The organism is Streptomyces sp. NPDC051051, from assembly GCF_040682975.1.
Lineage (GTDB): Bacteria > Actinomycetota > Actinomycetes > Streptomycetales > Streptomycetaceae > Streptomyces.
On record NZ_JBFBCB010000037.1, the window covers coordinates 17,778 to 39,463 of the forward strand.

18 protein-coding genes are annotated in these 21,686 nt (G+C 72.1%); 5 read left to right on the forward strand and 13 right to left on the reverse strand.

The features are described from left to right. Nucleotides 1-89: 89 nt before the first annotated feature. The 7 genes from AB0N31_RS25455 to AB0N31_RS25485 form a co-directional block, all read right to left on the reverse strand. On the reverse strand, nt 90-1,331 hold the full coding sequence (locus tag AB0N31_RS25455) for a low temperature requirement protein A (protein WP_366060733.1): 1,242 nt from the start codon (nt 1,329-1,331) through the stop codon (nt 90-92). Between the two features lie 42 nt (nt 1,332-1,373). Beyond that, nucleotides 1,374-2,975: a Na+/H+ antiporter gene (locus AB0N31_RS25460; protein ID WP_366060734.1), complete on the reverse strand. Its 1,602-nt coding sequence runs from the start codon at nt 2,973-2,975 to the stop codon at nt 1,374-1,376. A gap of 81 nt (nt 2,976-3,056) precedes the next feature. Next, nucleotides 3,057-3,440, reverse strand: coding sequence for a nuclear transport factor 2 family protein (locus AB0N31_RS25465; RefSeq protein WP_366060735.1), 384 nt, complete (start codon nt 3,438-3,440; stop codon nt 3,057-3,059). 50 nt (nt 3,441-3,490) lie between these two features. Then, nucleotides 3,491-4,282, reverse strand: a complete 792-nt coding sequence (locus AB0N31_RS25470) for an SDR family oxidoreductase (RefSeq protein ID WP_366060736.1) — start codon at nt 4,280-4,282, stop codon at nt 3,491-3,493. 171 nt (nt 4,283-4,453) lie between these two features. Further along, a complete protein-coding gene (locus tag AB0N31_RS25475; RefSeq protein ID WP_366060737.1) occupies nt 4,454-5,524 on the reverse strand; it encodes an NAD(P)-dependent alcohol dehydrogenase in 1,071 nt (356 codons plus the stop codon). Between the two features lie 36 nt (nt 5,525-5,560). Further along, nucleotides 5,561-6,445 (reverse strand): aldo/keto reductase, encoded by an 885-nt coding sequence (locus AB0N31_RS25480; RefSeq protein WP_366060738.1) that lies wholly within the window; start codon nt 6,443-6,445, stop codon nt 5,561-5,563. Further along, the gene (locus tag AB0N31_RS25485) at nt 6,445-7,923 is read right to left on the reverse strand and encodes an MFS transporter (protein ID WP_366060739.1); all 1,479 of its coding nucleotides are present in this window, start codon (nt 7,921-7,923) and stop codon (nt 6,445-6,447) included. The genes AB0N31_RS25480 and AB0N31_RS25485 overlap by 1 nt, the downstream gene beginning before the upstream one ends. A 242-nt stretch (nt 7,924-8,165) precedes the next feature. Here AB0N31_RS25485 and AB0N31_RS25490 point away from each other — a divergent pair, with 242 nt between their 5' ends. The 5 genes from AB0N31_RS25490 to AB0N31_RS25510 all read left to right on the forward strand — a co-directional run bounded on the left by AB0N31_RS25490 (nt 8,166) and on the right by AB0N31_RS25510 (nt 14,191). Next, nucleotides 8,166-9,077 carry a helix-turn-helix transcriptional regulator gene (locus AB0N31_RS25490; RefSeq protein ID WP_366060741.1) on the forward strand — a complete coding sequence of 304 codons (912 nt, stop codon included), beginning with the start codon at nt 8,166-8,168 and terminating at the stop codon, nt 9,075-9,077. 40 nt (nt 9,078-9,117) lie between these two features. Further along, nucleotides 9,118-10,137, forward strand: a complete 1,020-nt coding sequence (locus AB0N31_RS25495; protein WP_366060742.1) for an aldo/keto reductase — start codon at nt 9,118-9,120, stop codon at nt 10,135-10,137. Nucleotides 10,138-10,882: 745 nt separating this feature from the next. Next, a complete protein-coding gene (locus tag AB0N31_RS25500; RefSeq protein WP_366060744.1) occupies nt 10,883-11,221 on the forward strand; it encodes a hypothetical protein in 339 nt (112 codons plus the stop codon). After that, the gene (locus AB0N31_RS25505) at nt 11,218-12,798 is read left to right on the forward strand and encodes a transporter (RefSeq protein ID WP_366060745.1); all 1,581 of its coding nucleotides are present in this window, start codon (nt 11,218-11,220) and stop codon (nt 12,796-12,798) included. The genes AB0N31_RS25500 and AB0N31_RS25505 overlap by 4 nt, the downstream gene beginning before the upstream one ends. A gap of 508 nt (nt 12,799-13,306) precedes the next feature. Further along, a complete protein-coding gene (locus AB0N31_RS25510) occupies nt 13,307-14,191 on the forward strand; it encodes an SGNH/GDSL hydrolase family protein (RefSeq protein WP_366060746.1) in 885 nt (294 codons plus the stop codon). Between the two features lie 244 nt (nt 14,192-14,435). On the opposite strand, the gene AB0N31_RS25515 is transcribed toward AB0N31_RS25510, so the two are convergent. From AB0N31_RS25515 to AB0N31_RS25540, 6 genes are all read right to left on the reverse strand, one after another. Further along, nucleotides 14,436-14,855, reverse strand: coding sequence for a CBS domain-containing protein (locus tag AB0N31_RS25515; protein ID WP_366060747.1), 420 nt, complete (start codon nt 14,853-14,855; stop codon nt 14,436-14,438). A gap of 470 nt (nt 14,856-15,325) precedes the next feature. Further along, nucleotides 15,326-16,414 carry a CU044_5270 family protein gene (locus tag AB0N31_RS25520; RefSeq protein ID WP_366060748.1) on the reverse strand — a complete coding sequence of 363 codons (1,089 nt, stop codon included), beginning with the start codon at nt 16,412-16,414 and terminating at the stop codon, nt 15,326-15,328. Continuing rightward, nucleotides 16,411-17,067 carry a sigma-70 family RNA polymerase sigma factor gene (locus AB0N31_RS25525; RefSeq protein WP_366060749.1) on the reverse strand — a complete coding sequence of 219 codons (657 nt, stop codon included), beginning with the start codon at nt 17,065-17,067 and terminating at the stop codon, nt 16,411-16,413. Before AB0N31_RS25525 ends, AB0N31_RS25520 begins: the two co-directional genes overlap by 4 nt. A 58-nt stretch (nt 17,068-17,125) precedes the next feature. Further along, nucleotides 17,126-19,468 carry a protein translocase subunit SecD gene (gene secD / locus AB0N31_RS25530; RefSeq protein ID WP_366060750.1) on the reverse strand — a complete coding sequence of 781 codons (2,343 nt, stop codon included), beginning with the start codon at nt 19,466-19,468 and terminating at the stop codon, nt 17,126-17,128. Between the two features lie 582 nt (nt 19,469-20,050). Further along, nucleotides 20,051-20,719, reverse strand: a complete 669-nt coding sequence (locus AB0N31_RS25535) for a response regulator transcription factor (protein WP_366060751.1) — start codon at nt 20,717-20,719, stop codon at nt 20,051-20,053. After that, on the reverse strand, nt 20,716-21,666 hold the full coding sequence (locus AB0N31_RS25540) for a sensor histidine kinase (protein ID WP_366060752.1): 951 nt from the start codon (nt 21,664-21,666) through the stop codon (nt 20,716-20,718). Before AB0N31_RS25540 ends, AB0N31_RS25535 begins: the two co-directional genes overlap by 4 nt. Nucleotides 21,667-21,686 lie beyond the last annotated feature (20 nt).

Consider the following 21,686-nt stretch of genomic DNA (forward strand, 5'->3'; position numbering starts at 1 on the left):
TTCATCCGCCACTCCGGGATGAAAGAGGGTTGCTGAGGCCGATTGCTGTGGGGAGACCAATTCGGCTCCGCCAGCGGGGACAAGTGCGGTCACGACGCGTTCGGGCGCACGTTCCGGCGCAGTTCCCCGTACCGCCTGGCCTCGGCGACCGCGACTGCCGCGAACACCACGACGATACCCGCCAGCCCGGCCAGCGGTGGCAGCACCATCGCTGCCGGCAGCCAGGCGAGGAGCAGGCACACGGCGGCGAGCCGGAACGGGCCCCACACTCCCACGGACAGACGGCCGAAGAGCAGCAGCCCGGCGAGGTAGACGGCGGACCCGCCGCACAGTGCGCTGGCGTAGAAGCCGCCAAGCCCCTTGCCGCTGTCGGCGTACGCGACGACTCCCTCGACGCCGAGTGCGGTCAGCACGATGCCCGCGACGATGGGGAAGTGGCCGTATCCGAAGGCGTTGACGGCCAGCGTGAGACGGGTCTGGCCGCGGGCCTCGTCGAGGCGGTGCTCCACCAGCAGGCTCACCACGTCGAAGTAGAGCCACCACAGTCCGCTGGCGGCGGCGACACCGAGGGTGGCGGCTGCCAGCATCGGTGTGCTGAGTGGATGGTCCGTGGCTCCCATGCCCATGGCGATGAGTGATTCGCCGAGCGCGATGATCACGAAAAGCTGGTGGCGTTCGGTGAAGTAGGCGGCGCTGTGGATGCGCCAGCTGCCGCGCCGTGAGGTGAGGTGGACGCCGCCCCAGTCCACCACGAGCGCCGCCGCGAACAGCGCGGTCTGCCAGCCGCCCCCGATCAGCGCACCGACGATCAGGAGGGCGCAGCCGCCGAGTACGGGCGGCCAGGACACCCTGACCTGGCGCCGCAGGCCGATGTCGCCCCGCGCGAGGTAGCCGTAGAGCACGAGGTGCACGCAGCGCACGACCAGATAGGCGCAGGACAGCACCACGGGTCCGTACAGCCCGCCGGGGGCGTCGTGCCATGTCTCGGGAACGGTCAACGCGAAGACGAAGACGCCGGCCATGGCGAGGCTCATGCCGAGCCGTACGGCGCCCGTGTCGGCGCGGGCCTGGTTGCCCAGCCATGCGTAGGCCGACCAGGAGAACCAGACCAGGGCCAGCAGGAGGAGTCCCCGGAGCAGGCCGGCGCCGCTGTGCTCGTGGGCCATGAAGGCGGTCACGCGGGTGAGCGTGATGACGTACACGAGGTCGAAGAACAGCTCGAACGTGGTGACGAGGCTGCCCACCGGCAGCGCGCGCCCGGCCGTCGACCGGTCCTGCGGTCGGTCCTGCCGGTCTGGCTGCCGATCGTGCTGCTCGCTGTCTGCGGCCACTGGCTGTTGTCCTCTGTCCCGTCCGTTACCTGTTGCGTGCCCTCACTCCGGATCCGCCGTCGGGGCCAGGCGTATCTCTTCCGCGTCCAGTTGGGCCTGCACCTGCTGGAGAACGGTGTCGTCGATGTGGCGGTCGTCGCGCAGGCCGATGACGGCGGAGCGTTTGTGTTCCAGGAGGGCCAGGCGCAGGGCGGTGTCCTGCTCGTGGCGTCGTACGAGCGTGTCGGCGTCCGGGGCGTCCGCGGTTGCAGCGGCCCGGAGTGTGTTCAGGTGGGTCTCGTACTCGGCGCGTAGCCGCTCGGTGACCTCAGGGTCGGTACCGAGGTCAGCCGCCACCGTGGGGAGGGCGTCGAGTGCGGCCTCGGACGCCGTGGTCCGGGCGAGAGCCCGTTCGCGGTCGGCGTCCGTGTCGTAGGGCAGTTGGGCCCAGCGTGCCACGGACGGCAGAACCAGCGCCTGTACCACGAGGGTGGTCACGACGACGCCGGCGGTGACGAAGACGATGGTGCCGCGGTCGGGGAACGGTCCGCCGGAGTCGAGGGTGTAGGGCACGGACAGCGCGAGCGCCAGGGAGACGGCCCCGCGGAATCCGGCCAGAGCGCTGACCACGCGGGCCCGGTGGCCCATGCGGCGCTCTCGCTGCTGCGGGCGCCGGTCCAGCGCTCTGATGCTGTACACCGCGACGAACAGGAACAGAAACCGTACGACGACGAGTGCACAGGAGACCGCAGCCACCATCAGGAGCGCCTCGGTCAGGGCGGTACCGGACAGACCTCGGACTGCCGCCTGTGCCTCAAGGCCGACCAGGACGAACAGGGCGCCGTTGAGCAGGTACATCGCCAGCGACCAGAAGGCCATCGTCTGTCGGCGGGCCTCGGCCCTGCCCAGGCTCGGCCCGGCCTGGCTCATGATCAGCCCGCACGTCACGACCGCGAGCACGCCCGACGCCTCGACCTGCTCGGCCAGCAGATACGCACTGAACGGGATCAGGATGATCGTGAGGTTGTCCAGCATCGTCTCGCCGAGCTCGCGTACGAGGCGACGGAGCCGGATGCCGAGCCACGCGACCAGTACGCCGGCCGCGATGCCGCCGCCGTAGGACAGTGCCACCAGGCCACCCACATGGGCCGCGCTGAGATGCTCGGATCCCACGGTGACACCGACTGCCAGACTGTAGACGACCAGCGCCGTACCGTCGTTGATCAAGGACTCGGCGCGCAGCAGCATGACGTTGCGCCGGGGCAGCAGCCGAGAGACCACGCCCACGGCGGTGGCGTCGGTCGGTGCGACGGCGGCGCCAAGGACCCAGGCCGGGCCCCACTGCAGGCCGAGCGCGTGCGCGAGGGCCGCGACGGCCCAGGCGGTGACGGCTACCAGCAGGGTGCCGGTCAGGACGATGCCGCGCAGGTCGCGCCGGATCGCCCGCAGTGAGGTCGTCACGCTCTCCCAGTACAGGAGCACCGGCAGGAAGACGAGCAGCAGCACCTCTGGTGGCAGTTCGATCTCGGGGAGCGCGGGTACGAAGCCGAGCAGGACGCCGGCGGCCAGTTGCAGTACGGGGGCGGCCACCTTGAGCTGGTGGGCGAGGGCGCCGCTCACCAGCAGAGCGCACCCGAGCAGCACGACGAATTCAAGGGCCGCCACGACGCAGTCTCCTCGGGGCCGTTGGGGCCGTTGGGTTCATGGGAGTCCTCGGGGCTCCCCTGGTCCTTTGACTGCTGCGAGTCACCATGTCGTGGCGACAGTTCTCAGCGGGATCCACGTCCCGCCGCGGCGGCCGTAGTCGGTGGTCAGGAGCAACCGCCAGTCGGCCCGGCTTCCGTACACCTTCGCATCGGTCATGGTCCGGACGGTCAGACGCGCCGTGCCGCCGTCGAGGTCGAGCGCAGTGTCCACCTCGTCGATGGAGTGGTAGACGAACTGCCCAGCCTTCATCTCGGCCAGCCACTCGACCTTGGGCTGCACGTATCCCGTCATGTGAGTGAGGGTGAAGCCGTCGTCGAGCAGATCGTCGAGTGACGGCGTGTCTCCTTCGACCATGGCGTTCAGGTAGGCGTGGTGGGCCCGGAGGATGTCCTCCCGGTCCGTCCGGCTGGGGGTGGGTGGCACGCTGACTCCTTGTTGCGTAGCGGGCGTTGCGTGGCGAGCCTGGGCTGTCGTCAGGCTGCGGTGCGTGCCCGGACGGCGTCGAGGTCGTCGCGGACCCGCTGCGGCTCGGCGTCGAGCGGCATGTTGGCCTCGTCCCGTACCGCGTCCAGGGAGCCGGGCGGGTCCTGGTCCAGCGCTGCGAACAACGGCCCCAAGTCACTTGGTGCGGCTCCCTGTTCGGCCACCAGCTCGAAAGTACGGCCGGCCGCTTCGGGAGCGGTGAGGGCCGCCACCAGGACCCGTGCGATGTCGGCGCGTGCGACACGTCCGTCGGCGGGGCCGCCGGAGCGGCGGCGATCTCCCTGGAGGAACACCATCTGGTGTTCGTCCGGTCCGTTCATGTCGAACCAGCCCGGCCGCACGACGGTGTACGTGAGGCCACTGGCCCGTACAAGACGCTCCGAGCGGCGCTTCCACTCCAGCAGATGACCGTAGCCGCTGCTGCGGGTGGTGGCCCCGATGGAGGTCATCAGCGCCACACGGGGCCGCGCGCCGTCCAGGGCGGTCAGGACGTTGCGTACGCCTGCGTAGTCCACCGTCTCCGGTGAGGAAGCGCCGGTACCGAAGGAACCGAGGGTGAGCACGATGGCGTCGGCGCCGGCCACCGCCTCGGGCAGGGCCTCGGGCCGGGTGACATCTCCGACGACAAGCTCGGCGTCCGCGGGGAGCAGCCGGGCGCCCTTCGCGCGGTCACGCACCAGGGCCCGGACGGTGTGTCCACGGGCGATCGCCTCGGCCACCACGAGCCGTCCGATGCTGCCGGTGGCGCCGACCACCAGCACGGTCAGGGGATGGGTTGCCATGTTCATTTCCTTACGAGGAGGCGGGCGCGACGGGCGCCCATGTCGACAGTTTCACTCGCGCGTCACGATCACGCGCGTTGTCCAGCGATTCACCATGCGGTGCCGTCGCCGCAGGTCACTCACGTATGCGGGCGATTCCGTGCCCGCGCACGGCGACCACGGAGTGGTTCGTCATGCCTGCTGCGGCTTCGCGAAGGTCGCGCCGTCGATCACGAACCGGTAGCGGACGTCGGAGGCGAGGATCCGCTCGTAGGCCGTGTTGATGTCCTTCGCGTCGATCAGCTCGATGTCTGCCGTGACGTCGTGCTCGGCCGCGAAGTCGAGCATCTCCTGCGTCTCGGCGATGCCGCCGAACAGCGATCCCACGAAGGACCGGCCGTTCTGGAGGAGGGCGAAGACCTCCATCGGCATCGGCTCGGTCGTCACACCGACGTTCACCATGGTGCCGTGCAGGCGCAGCATCCCGAGGTGGTCGGGGAGGGACACAGGCGCGCTGACGGTGTTCAGGATGATGTCGAAGGTGTTGGCCAGCTCGGTGAACGCCGAGCCGTCACCGGTCACGGCGTAGTGGTCGGCGCCGAGGGCCGTGGCGGCCTCGCGCTTGCCGCCCGACCGGGACAGGACGGTCACGTCGGCGCCCATGGCCTTGGCCATTTTCACGCCGAGGTGGCCGAGCCCGCCGAGGCCGACCACGGCGACCTTGGTGCCGGGCCGGGCACCGAACCGCTTGAGCGGGGAGTAGACGGTGATGCCGGCGCACAGCAGCGGAGCGGCGCCGGCCGGGTCGAGGGTCTCGGGGACGCGGACGACGAAGTCCTCCGGGGCGACGATCGCCTCGGAGTAGCCGCCCTGGGTGTGGGCGCCGGGCTCGACGGGGTCGGGGGCCCCGAAGACGAGGGTGTTTCCCATGAGGCAGTACTGCTCCTGGCCTGCCTGGCAGTTCTCACACGCGCGGCAGGAGTTGACCATGCAGCCGATGCCGACCAGGTCGCCGACCTGGTGGCGGGTGACGTCGGGGCCGATCTCGGTGACCCGACCGACGATCTCGTGGCCGGGGACGAGCGGGCTGACCGCCGGCGGGCCGAACGTCCCGTCGACGTAGTTCATGTCGGAGTGGCAGATCCCGCAGTACAGGATGTCGAGCTTGACGTCGTGCGGGCCGACGTCGCGGCGCTCGACGGGGACGGGAACGAGCGGCTTTCCGGCTTCGTGGGTGCCGAACGCGTTGACGGTGGTGGGCATGGTGATTCCTTTGCATAGGTACGAGGTGAGCTGATGTCAGGCTCCGGGGATGGCGCGTCCGTAGGCCGCGAGGGTGATGTCCGAAGGCTCGGGGCCGCCGCGCCGGCCGGTCTCCAGGGCGTCGAGGGACTTCAACTCATCCGCGGTCAGGGCGAAGCCGAAGACGTCGATGTTCTCCGCGATGCGGTGGCGCTTGGTCGACTTGGGGATCACCGAGCGGCCCTGCTGGATGCCCCAGCGCAGCAGCACCTGGGCCGGGCTCTTGCCGTGCGCCTCGGCGATCGCGGTGACGGCCGGGTCCTCAAGGACGCTCCTGCGCTCCTCGCCGTAGCCCGGGTAGAAGGTGATGCCGCCGATGGGGGACCACGCCTGGTTGAGGATGCCGTGCTCGTCGTCGAAGTCGAGGACCGCGCGCTGCTGGAAGTACGGGTGGATCTCCAGCTGGTTGACGGCGGGCACGACCGTGGTGGTGTCGAGCAGGGCGGTCAGGTGGTCGACCATGAAGTTGCTGACGCCGATCGCCCGGACCTTGCCGTCGGCCAGGAGCCGCTCCAGGGCGCGGTAGGCGGCGAGGGTCTTGTCGAAGTCCGACGGCAGTGCCTGGTGCAGGATCAGCAGGTCGATCCGGTCCACGCCGAGCTTGGCGGCGCTCTTGTCGAAACCGTGCAGGGTCTCGTCGTAGCCGTAGTCGCTGATCCAGATCTTCGTCTCGATGAAGATGTCGTCGCGGGGCACGGCGGAGACTCGAATGGCCTGGCCGACCTCGCGTTCGTTGCCGTATGCGGCGGCGGTGTCGATGTGGCGGTAGCCGAGTTCGAGCGCGGCCGTGACGGCGGCCCGGGTCTCGTCGGGCGGGGTCTGGAAGACACCGAGTCCGAGGGCGGGCATCTCGACGCCGTTGTTGAGGATGAGGGTCTGCATCACAAGGACCTTTCGTGCGGGCGGGTACGTGCGGGGACGATGAGGGTGAGGGTGGCCGCGAGGGCCAGGGCGAGCAGGACCGCGGAGCCGGTCAGCGCGGCACCCGAGCGGGCCGCGATGTCGGCGGCCCTGTGGCCGGTGGAGACGGAGGCGGCCACGGCGGTCAGGATGCTCAGGCTCAGCGCGCTGCCGATCTGGTGCACGGTGTTGACCAGGCCCGAGGCGGCTCCCGCGTCCGCAGGGGCGACGCCGTCGACGCCGCTGGAGGTCAGCGGGGCCAGTGCCAGGCCCTGGCCGGCGCCGATGAGCACCATCGGCAGTGCCACTCCGGTCAGGTAGGGCGTGTGCAGGTCGAGGCGGCTGAGCCACACCATACCCACCGTGGTCAGGGCGAGCCCGGTGGTGAGCACCTGCGGTCTGCTCGCCCGCTCCAGCAGCCGCGGCACCTGGACGGCGAAGACGAAGTTGACCAGCGTCATCGGCAGGAAGGCGAGACCGGCCTGCAGCGGCGTCCAGTGGTAGACGCTCTGTACGAACTGGGCGGTGAAGAAGAAGAACCCGATCATCGCGCCCATGTAGAGCATTCGGGTGAGGTAGGCGCCGCTGCGCTCCCGGCCGGCGAACAGCCGCAGCGGCACGATCGGCTGCGCGGCCCGCCGCTCCACCGCCACGAACAGGGCCAGCATCACCAGTCCCGCCACCAGCGGAATCAGGGTGGCCGGAACGGTCCAGCCGATGTCGGTGGCGTCCACGATGCCGAAGACCAGAGCGGTGGAGCCCGCAGTCGCCAGGAGCGCCCCGGCGACGTCGAAGCGGCCGCCCTGGCGTTCGGTCTCGGGCAGGAACCGCACGGCCAGCGCCACCATCGCGATGCCGACCGGGACGTTGAGGAAGAACCCGGCCCGCCACGAGACCAGGTCGGCGACCATGCCGCCCACCACCAGGCCGAGAGCCGCGCCGAGTCCGGCCACCGCGCTGTAGGCGGCCATCGCCCGGTTACGGGCCCGGCCCTCGGTGAAGCTGCGGGTGAGCAGGGACAGGGCGGAGGGGGCCAGGACCGCCGCCCCGATGCCCTGCAGCGCCCGAGCTCCGATCAGCCACCACTGATTCTGTGCGGCGCCGACAAGGAGGGAGGTCAGCGCGAAGACGACCAGGGAGAACAGGAACATCCTGCGGTGTCCGAACAGGTCACCGGCCCGGGCCCCCAACAGCAGCAGGCCGCCGAAGACCAGGACGTAGGCGTTGGTGATCCAGGACAGGCCGGTCTCGGAGAACCCCATGTCGGAGCGGATCTGCGGCAGGCCGGTGAAGACGATCGAGTTGTCGAGGATGACCATGAAGTAGCTGACGCAGATGATCGCGAGGATCAGCGTCGTCCGGGCCGGGGCGGCAGGGGTCGGCGCATGCACCGCCATGGGCGGCGTGGGTTCCGCCATGGCGACGTCGCCGGTCCCGTCGTACTGGGGTGCTGCGCGCACGGTGTGTCCTTCGCTTCAGGGTGAGGGCCTGGTGTCGGACTCCTGGTCCTCGGTTCTCTCCAAGAGAACCCCGCGCGGGCACAGGGGTGGGAGTCACTGGTCTTCCGGGTACTGGCAGTACCTCGCAGGTCCTCGCGGACGGACCTACGGTGAAGGTCGAGGCAGGACCGACGTAGGTCAGGCTGGACCGTCCCCACCGGGGCGCGATCACCGGCGGCGGAGCGATTTCAGGGATCTGGACGATGGCAGACAGAGACAAGAAGAGCGTGGCCGCCGAGGTCCGCGAGTTCCTCAGCACCCGGCGTGCCCGGATCACCCCCGAGCAGGCCGGGCTGCCTGTCTACGGCGGCAACCGCCGTGTCGCCGGCCTGCGCCGGGAGGAGGTCGCGCTGCTCGCGGGCATGAGCGTCGACTACTACGTACGGCTTGAGCGCGGAAACCTCTCCGGCGCCTCGGACTCCGTACTGGAATCCCTCGCGCACGCCCTGCAGCTCGACGAGGCCGAGCGCACCCATCTGTACGACCTGGCCCGCGCGGCGACTCCGTCCGGCCGACGCCCCACGGTGACCGCTTCCCGGGTGCGACCCACGATCCTGCGGCTGCTGGACTCGATGGCCGATGTGCCGGCGTACGTACGCAACGCGCGGTTCGACGTCCTGGCTGCCAACACTCTGGGGCGAGCGCTGTACGCGCCCCTCTTCGACTCACCGCTGTTCGCCCGGCGGGGGCCGGTCAACAGCGCCCGCTTCATGTTCCTGGACCCCGCGAGCAAGGATTTCTGGGTCGACTGGGACAAGGGTGCCGACGACGCGGTCGCCTTCCTGCGCACCGAGACGGGCCGGGCGCCCCACGACAAGGTGATAACCGACCTGATCGGTGAACTGACCGCCAAGAGCGACGACTTCGCCCGCCGGTGGGCCCGCCACGATGTCAAGTTCCACCGCTCCGGCGTCAAGAACCTCCACCACCCGCTGGTCGGCGATCTCGCCCTGCCCTACGAGGCGATGGACCTGCCGTCCGACCCCGGCCTCCGCCTCAACTTCTACATCCCCGAACCGGACTCCCCCGAGCGGGAGGCCCTCGGTCTTCTCGCCAGCTGGACGAGCACCGGTGCGGTCGTCCCCTCCGGGAAGGACCGGCCGGGAAACGACTGACCATACGAACCGAACCCGTACGAACGAGGGGAACCGCTCCATGCAGTACCGACCGCTCGGCCGCACCGGTGTCCAGGTCAGCCCGCTCTGTCTGGGCGCGATGATGTTCGGCCCCTGGGGCAACGAGGACGAGGCCGACTCGATCCGGATCATCCACCGTGCCCTGGACGCGGGCATCAACTTCGTCGACACCGCGGACGTGTACTCCGCCGGCGTCTCGGAGGAGATCGTCGGCAAGGCACTGAAGGGCCGCCGCGACGACGTGTTCCTGGCGACCAAGTTCTTCATGCCGATGGACCAGGACGACCCCAACCAGCGCGGCGGCAGCCGACGTTGGATCTTCCGCGAGGTCGAGAACTCCCTGCGGCGGCTCGGCACCGACCACATCGACCTCTACCAGGTCCACCGCCCCGGCCCGGACACGGACGTCGCCGAGACCCTCGGCGCCCTCTCCGACCTCGTGCACCAGGGCAAGGTGCGCTACATCGGCTCATCCTCGTACTCCGGTTCCCGGATCGTCGAGGCCCAGTGGGTCTCGCGGGAGCGCCATCTGGAGCGGTTCGTGACCGAGCAGCCGCCGTACTCGATCCTGGTCCGCGGCATCGAGGAGGACGTCCTGCCCACCGTGCGCCGCCACGGCATGGGCACCCTCACCTACAGCCCGCTCTCCGGCGGCTGGCTGTCGGGCCGCTACCGCAAGAACGCCTCTGAGGGCCCCGCCTCCGCGGCACGCCCCCAGGCCCGCTTCGACATGAGCACCCCCGCCAACCAGCGCAAGCTCGACGCCGTCGAACAGCTCGCGCTGCTGGCCGAGAAGGCCGGCCTCACACTGATCGAGCTGGCCGTCGCCTTCGTCATCAACCACCCCGGCATCACCTCGGCGATCATCGGACCGCGGACCATGGACCAGCTGGAGGCGTTCCTGCCCGCCGCCGACGTCATGCTGTCGTTCGACGTGCTCGACGCCATCGACGAGATCGTCGCGCCCGGCGTCACGGTCAACCCGGTCGACAACAGCTACGGCGACTTCGAGCTGCGCGCCGACCAGCGACGCCGCTGACGCGTTCCGGACTGGCCGGTCACGCCGGGCCGGCCGCACCGACTTCACGCGACCACGGGAGACGCCCTCTGACGTCCCGGCGCACCGGCCGGCGGCAATGCGGGCAGCTCATCCGGTCCTGCCCCGTTCCTCGACCGACTCCTCACCACTGCCGTGGATCCAGGTGCGCCGCCCATTGCCGCGGAGGAACAAGGCCGACCTCCAGCGCACAGCCCCGGCCCCGCCGCGCTGCCCTACATCGAGTAGAACCGAAAGGGCGTCCGTCAGTTGTGGGAGTCCTCTGGGACTTTTCCGGGACTTCCGGCCTCGTCAACCGGCACGAGCATGAAACAACTGAAAGACCATTCGCGCGGGTCAGCGGCCAAAGGCCCCTCATCACGGCAGGTCACCGCGCTGGCTGGTCTCTCCCGGGACATCTGAGGACGCTCCGGAAAAGCGTCGTCCCCCCTGCCGACCTGGATGAACGCGAGGCGGGAGGGGAGGTGGCGGCGCCTCTGGGACTTTCGGCCAGGGCCGGGGGCCTCCGGTCGCTGCGCACCCGACACGATGCGTCATCGGAGAGGGGCCGGCTCCCGGTCACGCAGTGCCCGCTCACCGTCCGCACGGCTCCGGATTGGGCAGGGGAACAGACCTGCGCCCGGGGCGTGCGGGTGCGCACAGGTGTCTGATTGACTCCGCGCCCACCCCCACACCCGTACGCGCACCCCTTCCGGGGTGCCGGACCGACGTGAGCGGAGCCGCCCCCATGTCCTTCGGACCGCAGCCCCGGCACGGGCCGCCGCACCATGACGAGCCCGCAGCAGGCGCGCGACCTCCCGCGGAGCACGAGCGACACGACGCCGAGGAGGCGGCGCGACTGGCCGTCGGGCTGCGGCTCGGCGTCCGGATCGCCGCCACCTGGCTGCTCTACGTGCTGCCCGCCGCCCTCGCACCGGCCGTGTACGGCACGCGGATCGCCGGACCGGTGAGCCTCGGCGTGATCCTGGCCGTGGTGCCCTTCGCCGTCGGTGTGCACGCGCTGGTGGTGTACGGACGACGGGTCGACCGGCTCGAGCCGCGGCCGGGCGCCCGGAGGTGGTCGTGAGCACGCTGCTCGACCCCTCGTCCCGGTCCCTCGTCTTCGCCGTGTTCTCGGTGTTCGTCGTGATCTGCCTGATGCTGTGCATCGTCACCGGCGCCGACGAGGACGACCGGGCTCTCGTCCGGTCCGACAACCGTCGGCTGCGCTCCTGGCAGCAGGGCATCGCGATGGGCGGCGACACCACCACGGTCGCGACGGTCACCGTACTGGTGGGCATGGTCGCCACGTTCGGCTTCGACGGCCTCGGCGTCATGCTGGGCAGCCTGATCGGGGTCATGCTGCTCCTCGTGCTGATCATCGAACCGCTGCGCAGGCACGCCTCGCTGACGGCCGCGGACATGCTGGACGCGCGCGGCAGCGGCGGGCCCGCCGTACGCGTCTCGTGGGGCGTGGTGACCCTGCTCGTCTGCTTCCCGCTGCTGGTCGTGCAGTTGGTGGTGGTCGGCAACGTCGCCGCGGCGCTGATCGGGCAGCCCGGTACGCGGACCGGCTGCATCGTGGTGATCGGCTGCGTGATGACGGCGCTGGCCGTCAGCGGCGGGATCCGGGGCACGGGCGTGGTGATGATCGCGAAGTCGGCGATCGCCCTGCCCGTGCTGGTGGTCACCGCCGTGCTCGTGCTCGACCGCTTCGGCGGGGACCCCGGGCGGCTGCTCGACGCCGCCGCGCACGGCTCGCGGATGGGCGAGGCGTATTTGCGTCCGGGCGGCTACACCGGTGAGGGGTGGGTGGGGGCCGTGAACCGGATCGGGCAGACCTTCGGCATGTCGATGGCCACGCTGGCGATGCCCGCCGTGCTGATGCGGGCGATCTCGACGAAGAGCCCGCGCGGCGCCCGGACCGTCGGCCGCTGGATGCTCGGCGAACTCACCGTGCTGTACGGCGCGCTCACCGTCGTCGGCGTCGGCGCGGCGGCCCTCGTCGGCGAGGCGCTGCGCGAGGCCGGACCGTCCGCACAGGCGTTCACGCCGCTGATGCTCGGGCGGGCGCTCGACAGCGGCGGCATCCTGGTCGCGGCCCTGGCCTGCGTCCTCTTCCTCACCGCGCTCGCGGCCGTGGTGGACGTGACCCTCGCCGCCGGCATCGCCCTGGGACGGGACGTACTGGGTGCGTCCGGCGGGCCCGCCGGGAGCCGCCCGGCGGGCACGGCGGACGGTGCCGCGTCGCGGTGGTCGGCGGCGCTGACGGGGGCGGTCGCCGCGGTCGTGGCGGTCGTCGTCGCCGACTGGAACCTGGTGGTCGTCTCGACGCTCTGGCTCGCCGTCTGCGGCGCCGCCCTCGCGCCCGTTCTGCTGTACGCCCTGTACTGGCCCGGCTTCACCGCCCGCGGTGCGCTGTGGTGCCTGTGGGGGGCCACGGTGCTGAGCGTCGCGGCGCTCGCGCTGTCGCCGTACACGTCCGGTACACCCGAGTCGATCTTCCCGGGGCACGACTTCAGGATCTGGGACGTGACGATCCCGGGCCTGGTGACGGTGCCGGCCGGGTTCCTGCTGGGCTGGCTGGGCAGCGTCACGGACCGGCGCCGGGCGGCAGGCGGCGTACCGGGGTCGGAGCGCCGCAGGGAGCTGGACACCGTCTGAGCCGTCCGCGTGCCGCCCACCGACGACTTCCGGTGGGCGGCACGGTCGTGTCCGGTGCACGCGCCCGGATGCGGACACCGCGCCGCGGAAGATCATCACCGGTCCGTTCCTCCCGCTCGACGGCGGGCGGGTCCGGTCGCGGGGGCGGCGGGCCGGGCCGCGGGGGCGGCGGGCCGGGCCGCGGGGGCGGCGGGCCGGGCCGGGCCGTACGAACGGTCCCGGCTCCGTTCCGACCCCGCCGACGCCGTCCCGTCCACCCCCTGAACCGTCGGCAGCACCGATGCCCGCCCCGCGCCCGGGGCGGGCGGGCACGCGCCAGGGAGCCGGCGTACGGCCTTGGCAGGAAGCACCGGCGCCCGTGCCGGGTGAACCGGCGCCCGTGCCGGGTGAACCGGTGCCCGGAACCCCCCGTTGTGTGTTGTGGACGAGCCCCGGGTGCCGGGGCGGTCCACGCCGGACCGCGTCCGCGGAGACCGGCCCGTCCGATCCACCATTTCTCAGGGGCGTGATGACGCAGAACTCAAGGCGGCTGTCCGGCATGTGCCGGGCGGCCGCGGTGACCGCCGTGGCAGGAGCAAGCCTCTTCTCGCTCGCGGCGCCGACCCAGGCGGCCACTGACGGCCCGAACTACGTGGCCATGGGCGACTCCTACGCCTCGGGAGCCGGTCTCCGGGGGGTGAAGGACGCCGAGTGCGACCGCACCACGGGCAGCTACCCCTCCATCGTCGCCGGTACCTCCGCGGGCGAGAACCGGGCGTTCAAGGACGTCACGTGCAGCGGCGCCACGACGCGCAGCATCTGGAACGCCCAGGGGTCCAAGCCGCCGCAGATCAACGCGCTGACGCCGAACACCAAGCTGGTCACCCTGACCATCGGAGGCAACGACGTCGGCTTCACCAGCGTGCTCGCCACCTGTGTGCTGGTGAAGTCCTCGGACCCCGAGGGCAGTCCGTGCAAGAAGTACTTCACCACCGGCAAGGACGTGCTCGGTGAGCGCATCAACACGGTGGAGGGCCGCGTCCGCGATGTGATCACAGACATCAGGCGGCGCAGCCCGGACGCAAAGGTCGTCGTGGTCGGATACCCGGCCCTCTTCCCCGACAACGGCGTGGGTTGTGCCGAAGTGCCGTTCGCGAAGCAGGACTTCGCCTTCCTGCGGGACACGACGCTGAAGCTCAACCGCGCGTTGGCCCGGCAGGCCGCCGCCGGCGGCACCGGCGTCTCCTACGCGGACACCTACAAAGCCACCATCGGGTACGACATGTGCCAGCCTCGCCAGCGCCGTTACATCGAGTCCCTGACTCCGGACGCGGGCTCCATGGCGGCCCATCCCAACAGTTACGGCCAGTTGTTGATGGCGGTCGCGACCTTGGACCAGATCCTCAAGCCGTAGGCGGCACGGCGACGCCGGGGCGGTCCGTGCCGAGTGCACGGGCCGCCCCGGCGTCCTTCCCGCGCACGGTCCGGCGGCGTGCGGGACCCGGTCCGTCGAGCACGGCTCGCCGGAGCACTCCGGCCGGTCCGCGGGCGCCCGTTCCCCCCGCGCCCGGGTCCGGTGGGGGGACCGCGAGACGGCCCGGAGCGTGTGACCGCGTACGCACCGGGCCGTACCGGCACTCTCGTGCTCCCGCCCGTACCTACTGATTCGACCTGGCCGCGCTGATGTCCCCGAGCGCCGACTCCGCATCCCGCTCGATCGCCATGTCGCCCAGCGAGACGATGCCCACGGCCCGACGGCCCTCGACGACCGGAAGGCGGCGGACGGAGTGCTCGCGCATGAGTTCCACGGCGCGATCGAGGTCCTCGTCGGGCGTCACGGTGACGAGATCGGCGCTGCAGGCCGAGGCGACGGTCTTCTGCTCGGGGTCGCCGCCCTCCGCCAGCGCACGCACCACGAGGTCACGGTCGCTGACCAAGCCGCGCAGTTCGTCCCCCTCGGTCACCAGGACGGCTCCGATGTTCTCGTCGCGCATCTTCCGGGCCACCGCCGACACCGATGTCCGCGGTTCCACCGTCACCAGACGGCTGGTCATGATGTCACGTACATGTTGAGACATGACGCCTCCTCCACCGGACTCTGTTCCGCCTCCCGGGTACCCAGGTCAGGGCGAGCGATCGGGGCGTTCGTGCCGCCACCGGAACGCACCGCCGAGCTGCCCCGGTGGCCGAGGCCGTCGGGGCACGCGCCGGCGGCGGCCGCCGCCGGCGCGAGATCGGTGACGGACCGGCCCATGACAAGCCGAGGAGTCTCTCGGCGAGAGGGGCCGACGGGACAGGACGGTGAATCTCACGGTGTCGCAGGAGACAGGGACCGGTCGGGTCAGGCTCACGCGGTGGGGTCCGCCGAATCGGACCCGGGTGGCCCCGCCGGTCGGCGGGCCGCTTCCCGCACACGTCCCGTCGCGGTCACCGGCCTGCCGGCGCCGGCGCACTGCGGATGTCGACCACTCCGACAGGCCGACGTCGGCCGCCGTCCGCTCGATCGGGGCGAGGGGACGGCGGCCGCGGGAGGTCGTCGGACGGACGGTTACGGCGTCTGCTTCATGCCGTCGACGACCGCTCGTTCGATGACGGCGCTGGTGAAGGTGACCGTGCCGGGCTTGATCAGGGCGTCCTCGCCGGTGCGCCTCTCCACCTGGACCGTGCGCTCGCCGAGGAAGACGTAGGTCTTCGGGTCGAAGATCCACTCCTCTCGCTGACCGCTGGTCTCGTCCAGCCGGGCCACCGCCACGCCGTGCCGGCCCACCGCGTCCACCGCGTCCTGCACGACGACGACGCCGGGGATCTTCGCGGCGGTGCGGAACAGGGCGGAGTACAGCTCCGCGGGCGGGTAGCTCTCGCGGAGGAGGTCGCCGATGGTGGTGAAGGCCTCCTGGTCGGGGGAGTTCCCCTGGCCCTCGGTCTCCTTGTAGATCTTGGCGAGGAGGGCGTCGGGGTCGGTGGTCAGCTTGGACAGGTAGTCGTACGACGGGCTGTTGAGGTACGCCCTCGGGGTGTTGCCCTGTTCGTCGGGGAGGCTGAGGGTCTCGCCCTCGGGGCTGTCGTTGACGGCCGGGTCGATCAGCCAGCCCTCGGTGCCGTCCGGGGACTTCCAGATCTGGCGGCGGTGCAGTTCGTGGCTCGCCAGGGAGGTCTTGCCGTCGACGGTCTTCAGGAAGGTGTCGGCGGACTTGGACTCGATGTAGACGAACTGGCCGGGCTCGACGTCCGGGTGGGAGGCCTCGGCGGCCGCCAGCGAGATCCGGTCGAGCAGCTGCGGTGCGCCCTTGGCGCTCGCGGCGCCGATCGGCGTGGTCAGGGCCGGTCCGATCGCGACACCGTGGTCCGCGGGGCCACCGGAGGTCACCACGGCGGCGACGACCGCCGCGGCCACCAGGGCCGCCGTCGCGGGCAGGGTGATCGCCGGGCGCGGCAGCCGCCGCCACCATGCCCGGCCCGCGGCCGGAGCGGGGGACCGGGTCGGGGCCGCCGTGCGCTGTTCGTCGTGGATCTGGGCCATCAGACGCTCCTTGTGGAACTGGTGACGGCCCGACGGCAGGTCGCGCGCCGTCCGGGAGAAGAGGCTGCTGTCCTCTTCCCGCTCGGCCGGACGCTGCCGGGGCGTGTGCGCGTTCATCGGTTTCCTCCCTGCGCGGGCCGGACCACGGGTGCGTGGTCATCTCTTGTCTGTCGGCCGGGGCGGTCGCCTTCCCGTTTTCCGCGGGCGGGTTCCGGCGCGGTGGCGGCGGCCCGGCCCGCCGGGGCGTCCGCGGTGAGGGTGCGCAGCTTCCTGCGGGCCCTGGACAGGCGGGAGGCGACGGTGCCGGCCGGAATGCCGAGGGCCTCCGCGGCGGCCTGGTAGTCCAGGCCCTCCCCCAGGCACAGCGCCACGACCTCGCGTTCCGCACGGCGCAGGCCCGCCAGCGCGGTCAGCGCCCGCGCGAGGCGCCGCCGGTCGTCGACCCGGTCGGCCACCTCCTCGGCATGGTCGGGCACCGACAGCTCGGCCGCCGCGGCCGCGTTCGCCGCCGCCCGGTACCGGCGGTTGCTGCGGTACTGGTTGCGGGCGGTGTTGGTGGCGATCCCCAGCAGCCACGGCCGTAGCGAGCCGCCCTCGGGATCGACCCGGTCGCGCAGCCGCCACGCCTCCATGAAGGTCGCGGCCATGACGTCCTCGGCCGTCGACCAGTCGGCGGTCAGCCGGAAGGCGTGGTTGTAGACCGCCTTCGCCCAGCTGTCGAACAGCTCCGCGAAGGCGGTGGGGTCCCCGGCCCGTACCCGGGTACGCATATCAGTGCTCACCTCCATGAGCTGTCCGGCACCCCCCACCCCCTTCCCGTGACCTGTGTCACAGCGGCCGTGTTCCCGGGCGGCGTTCATGGAGCACGACGGCCAGCGGCGTCGCCGTGAACATGGAGGAGTACGTTCCCACGGCGAGGCCGACGAGCAGGGCCAGGGCGAAGTCGGCGAGGGAGTCGCCGCCGAAGACCGCCAGCGCGGTGAGGACGATCGCGGCGCCCGTCCCGGTGTTGACCGTGCGGGGCAGGGTCTGCTGGAGCGCCCGGTCGGCGATGCGGCGGAAGGAGGCCGCGCGCCCCTCTTCCGCGCGTCGGGTCAGTTCCCTGACGCGGTCGAAGACGACGACGGAGTCGTTGACGGAGTAGCCGATGACGGTGAGGAGCGCGGCCAGGAAGACGCCGTCGACGGGCTTGCCGAGCCAGGCGAAGACGCCGACGAGGATCACGACGTCGTGGGCGAGGGCGGCGACGGCGGCCGTGCCGAGCAGCAGCCGGAACCGGGCCGCCAGGTAGACGAGTTGGGCACCGAGGGCGACGGCGAGCGCGATGAGCGCGCCGCGGCGCAGTTCCTCGCCGAGGCTGGGGCCGATGGCCTCGTCGCGGAGTTCGTCCGCGCGGCCGGCCAGTTCGTCGACGGCCGCGCCGACGGCGTCCGCCTGCGCGTCGCTCAGCCGGCCTGTCCGGACGGTGAGCCGGTTCTCGCCGGAGGTCTGCACGACGGCGTGGGGGAAGCCGGCGTCGGCGAGGACGGCGCGGGCCCGGTCCGGGTCGACCGGGGTGGTGGTGGCGTACTCGATCTGGCGGCCGCCGGTGAACTCGATGCCGAGGTCGAGGCCGCGCAGGGCGATTCCGGTCCCGGCGAGGACCAGTGCGGCGGCGGAGACGGCCAGCCAGCGGCGGGGACGGCGCATCAGGCGCGGGTCCCTGCGGGCGAGCCGGTCGCGGACGACACCGGTGTGCGCGATGCCCGTCAGGTGGGGCCGGCGGCGCGGCCCCGGGCGGGCCACGGCGAGGTCGGCGAGCGCGCGGGTGATGACCAGCGCGCTGACCATCGAGGCGAGGACGCCGATGCCGAGGGTGACGCCGAAGCCGCGGACGGGCCCCGAGGCGAGGAGGAACAGCAGCCCTGCGGCGATGAGGGTGGTGATGTTGGAGTCGGCGATCGCGCCGAGGGCGTTGCGGAAGCCGGCGGCCAGGGCCGAGCGCGGGGTGGGCCGGTGGCGCGCCGCGTACTCCTCCCGGGCGCGCTCGAAGACGAGCACGTTGGCGTCCACCGCCATGCCGATGGCCAGGACGAATCCCGCCAGTCCGGGCAGGGTGAGGGTGGCGCCGAGGGCGGCCAGGGCGGCGTAGGAGATCAGGCCGTAGCAGAGCAGGGCCACGGCGGCCAGGACGCCCAGCAGCCGGTAGACGACGATGACGAACAGGGCGGTCAGCACGCTGCCGACGGCGGCGGCCCGGGCGCCGGCGGTGACGGCCTGCGCGCCGAGGGTGGGGCCGACGGTGCGTTGTTCGACGGTCTCGACCGGTACGGGCAGGGCGCCGCCGTTGACGAGCAGGGCGAGTTCCCGGGCGTCGCCGTCGTCGAAGGCGCCGTTGATCATCGTGGAGCCGCCGCTGATGCCGGCGCCGCAGCCCACCGAGGGGTCGACCTGCGGTGAGGAGATGATCCTGTCGTCGAGGACGATCGCCACCCGGCGGGCCGGGTCCCCCGCCGGCCGGCACGCCGCCTCGCCGGTCAGGCGGGCCCAGCGGTCGCGGCCCGCGTCCTCGAAGTCGACGGTGACGTGCCAGCCCGCGCCGCCCTGCTGGTCGAACCGGGCGGCGGCCTCCTCGACGTGGCTGCCGGTCAGCGCGGCCGCGTCGAGGCGCAGCGGCTGACCGGACTCGTCGGGCAGGACGCGCGCACGGGTGGGGTCGGGGCGCGGGCCGGGGGTGGGGGCGGCGTCGCGTCCGGCTCCAGGGGCGGCGTCGCGTCCGGCCTCGGGCGTGCCCTCGGACCCGGCCCCCACCGCCGTACCGAGTACCCGGTGGAAGGTGAGCTGAGCGGTGCGGCCCAGTACCTGCGCCGCCTCCGCCGGGTCCTGGACGCCGGGGAGTTCGACGACGATGCGGTCGTCGCCGGAGCGGACGATGGTGGGTTCGGCGACACCGAGCGCGTCTACGCGGCCGCGCAGCACCTCCACGGTGCGGTCGACGGTGCCGGTGCCGGCGTCGGCGTCGGTCTCGGCGTCGGTCTCGGCGTCGGCGTCGGCGGGTCGGGTCTCCAGCACGATCTGGGTGCCGCCGCGCAGGTCGAGCCCGAGGTGGACGGGCACGGTCACGGCGACGTACAGGGACAGGGCGACGACGGCGAGGGCGAGCAGCCCTCGGATGCGCTGGGCGCGGGACAAGCGGGCCTCCGGCAGGCATGCCGCGGCCCGGGTGGGGCCGCGGTGAAGGAAGAAGAGGGGATGTCAGGTGCCTGGAGGAGGGGGCGGGGCGCGCAGGGGGTGGCCGTCCGCCGGTCTCGGGCGGACGGCCGGAGGTACGGCCGTCGGCGGGGCCGGGGTTCCCGGCGGAGCGGTGTCGGCCGGGTCCCGGGGCGCGAGGCCGGCCGGGGGCGGCGGGGCGGGGAGGTCGCCGTGGACGCGGGCCGCCGCCGTGCGGACGGCGGGCGGCGCGTCGTCGGCGACGGGGGCGCCACCCGTCTCGACGCCCCCGGAGAGGCTGTGCGGGGCACGGGGGTGGGGCCGTGGCAGGCGGCCGGGACCAGGAGGGTGGCGAGGACGACGAGGAGGGCGGTGAGCAGGGCGGCCGCCGTCGCCGTCGGGCGGGGCCCGCCACGGGGGACGGGACGCGCGGAGCGTGTCATGTGCCGTCCCCCTCTTCCTCGTCTCCTCGTTTCCGCGCGGCCGGTTCGGGCCGCTTCCGTGCGGGCGGCCGCTCTCCTCGTTGACGTGCGGGCGGCCCGCTTCGTGCCCGTGCGGGCCGGTTCAGGGTTCGATGAGGCCCGCGCGGATGGCGTACCGGGTGAGTTCCAGCCGGTCGCGCATGCCGAGCTTGTGGAGCAGGTTCGCCCGGTGGCGGTGGACGGTCTTGATGCTGATGAACAGCGTCTCCGCGATCTCCTTGGAGGTGTTGCCCTCCGCCACGAGCTTGAGGACCTCCTCCTCGCGCGCGGTCAGCACCCGTTGCGGGGGTTCCTCGCCGTGGCGGACGCGGTCGAGGTAGTTGCGTACGAGGGCGGTGACCGCGCCGGGGTAGAGGAAGGGTTCGTCGCGCACGGCGGCCCGGCAGGCGGCGACCAGGTCGCGGTCGGCCACGGACTTGAGCACGTATCCGCCGGCCCCGGCCTTCAACGCCTGGAAGAAGTACTGCTCGTTGTCGTGCATGGTCAGCATCAGGATGCGCAGGCCCGGCTTCAGCACGGCGAGTTCACGGGCCGCCTGCAGGCCGGTCATCCGGGGCATGGCGATGTCCAGCACGGCCAGGTCGATGTCGTGGGCCCGCGCCAGGGCGATGGCCTCGGCGCCGTCCCCGGCCTCGGCGACGACCTCGAGGTCGGGTTCCCGGTCGAGGATGAGGCGCACCCCGCGACGCACCAGGGCGTGGTCGTCGGCGAGGAGGATACGGATCGGGGACGGGTCGGTCGGGGTCGTCATGACACCTTCTTCCGGACGGGCACGGTCAGCCGGACCTGGGTGCCGGCCGGCTGGGAGACGATGTCCAGGGTGGCCCCCACGAGCAGCGCCCGCTCCCGCATCCCCCGGATGCCGGCGCCCTCGTGCGCGATGCCGGTTCCGTGGCCGTCGTCGGTGACGGCCAGCAGCAGCGAGCCGTCCGTGTGGGACAGGCTCACCTCGACCCGGCCGGCCCCGGCGTGGCGGGCCGCGTTGGTCAGGCTCTCCTGGGCGACCCGGTACAGCACCAGTTCCGTCTGCGGGTCGAGGGCCGGCAGGTCCGCGTCGAACCGGCGCAGGACCCGCAGTCCGGCGTGGGCGGCGAACTCGGTGGTGAGCGAGGTCAGGGCGCTGACCAGGCCGAGGTCGTCCAGCACCCCCGGGCGCAGCCGGCGCACCAGGCGGCGTACCTCGTCCAGGCTTCCCCGGGTGATCTCCTGGGCCTGCTGGAGCTCGCCCCGCAGGGGTTCCTCCGCCTCGTCCGCCGCCCGCTTCAGCGACAGCAGGATCGCGGTCATCGTCTGCCCCACCTCGTCGTGCAGCTCCTGGGCGATACGGCGCCGTTCGGCCTCCTGCGCGAGCAGCACCCGGCCGCTGCTCGCCGCCCTCTCGCTCTCCAGCCGGTCGAGCATGGCGTTGAAGGTGCGGATGAGGTCGGCGACCTCGCGCATGCCGTGCGCGGGCAGCCGCTGGCCGGGGCGCAGCAGGTCGACCTTGGTCATCAGGCGGGTGAGCCGGTCGAGGGGGGCCAGCGCGAGCCGCAGCAGGACGGCGTTGGCGACCAGCATGACCAGCATGCCGCCGACCAGGATCACGGCCTCGGTCAGCAGGACCGGCACGGAGACGGTGACCGGAGCCCACAGCAGCAACGCGGTGGCCATGCCCAGCACCACCGCGTTCAGCCCGAAGATCCGCCAGAACAGGGACATCGGGATCGCGCCTTTCGCAG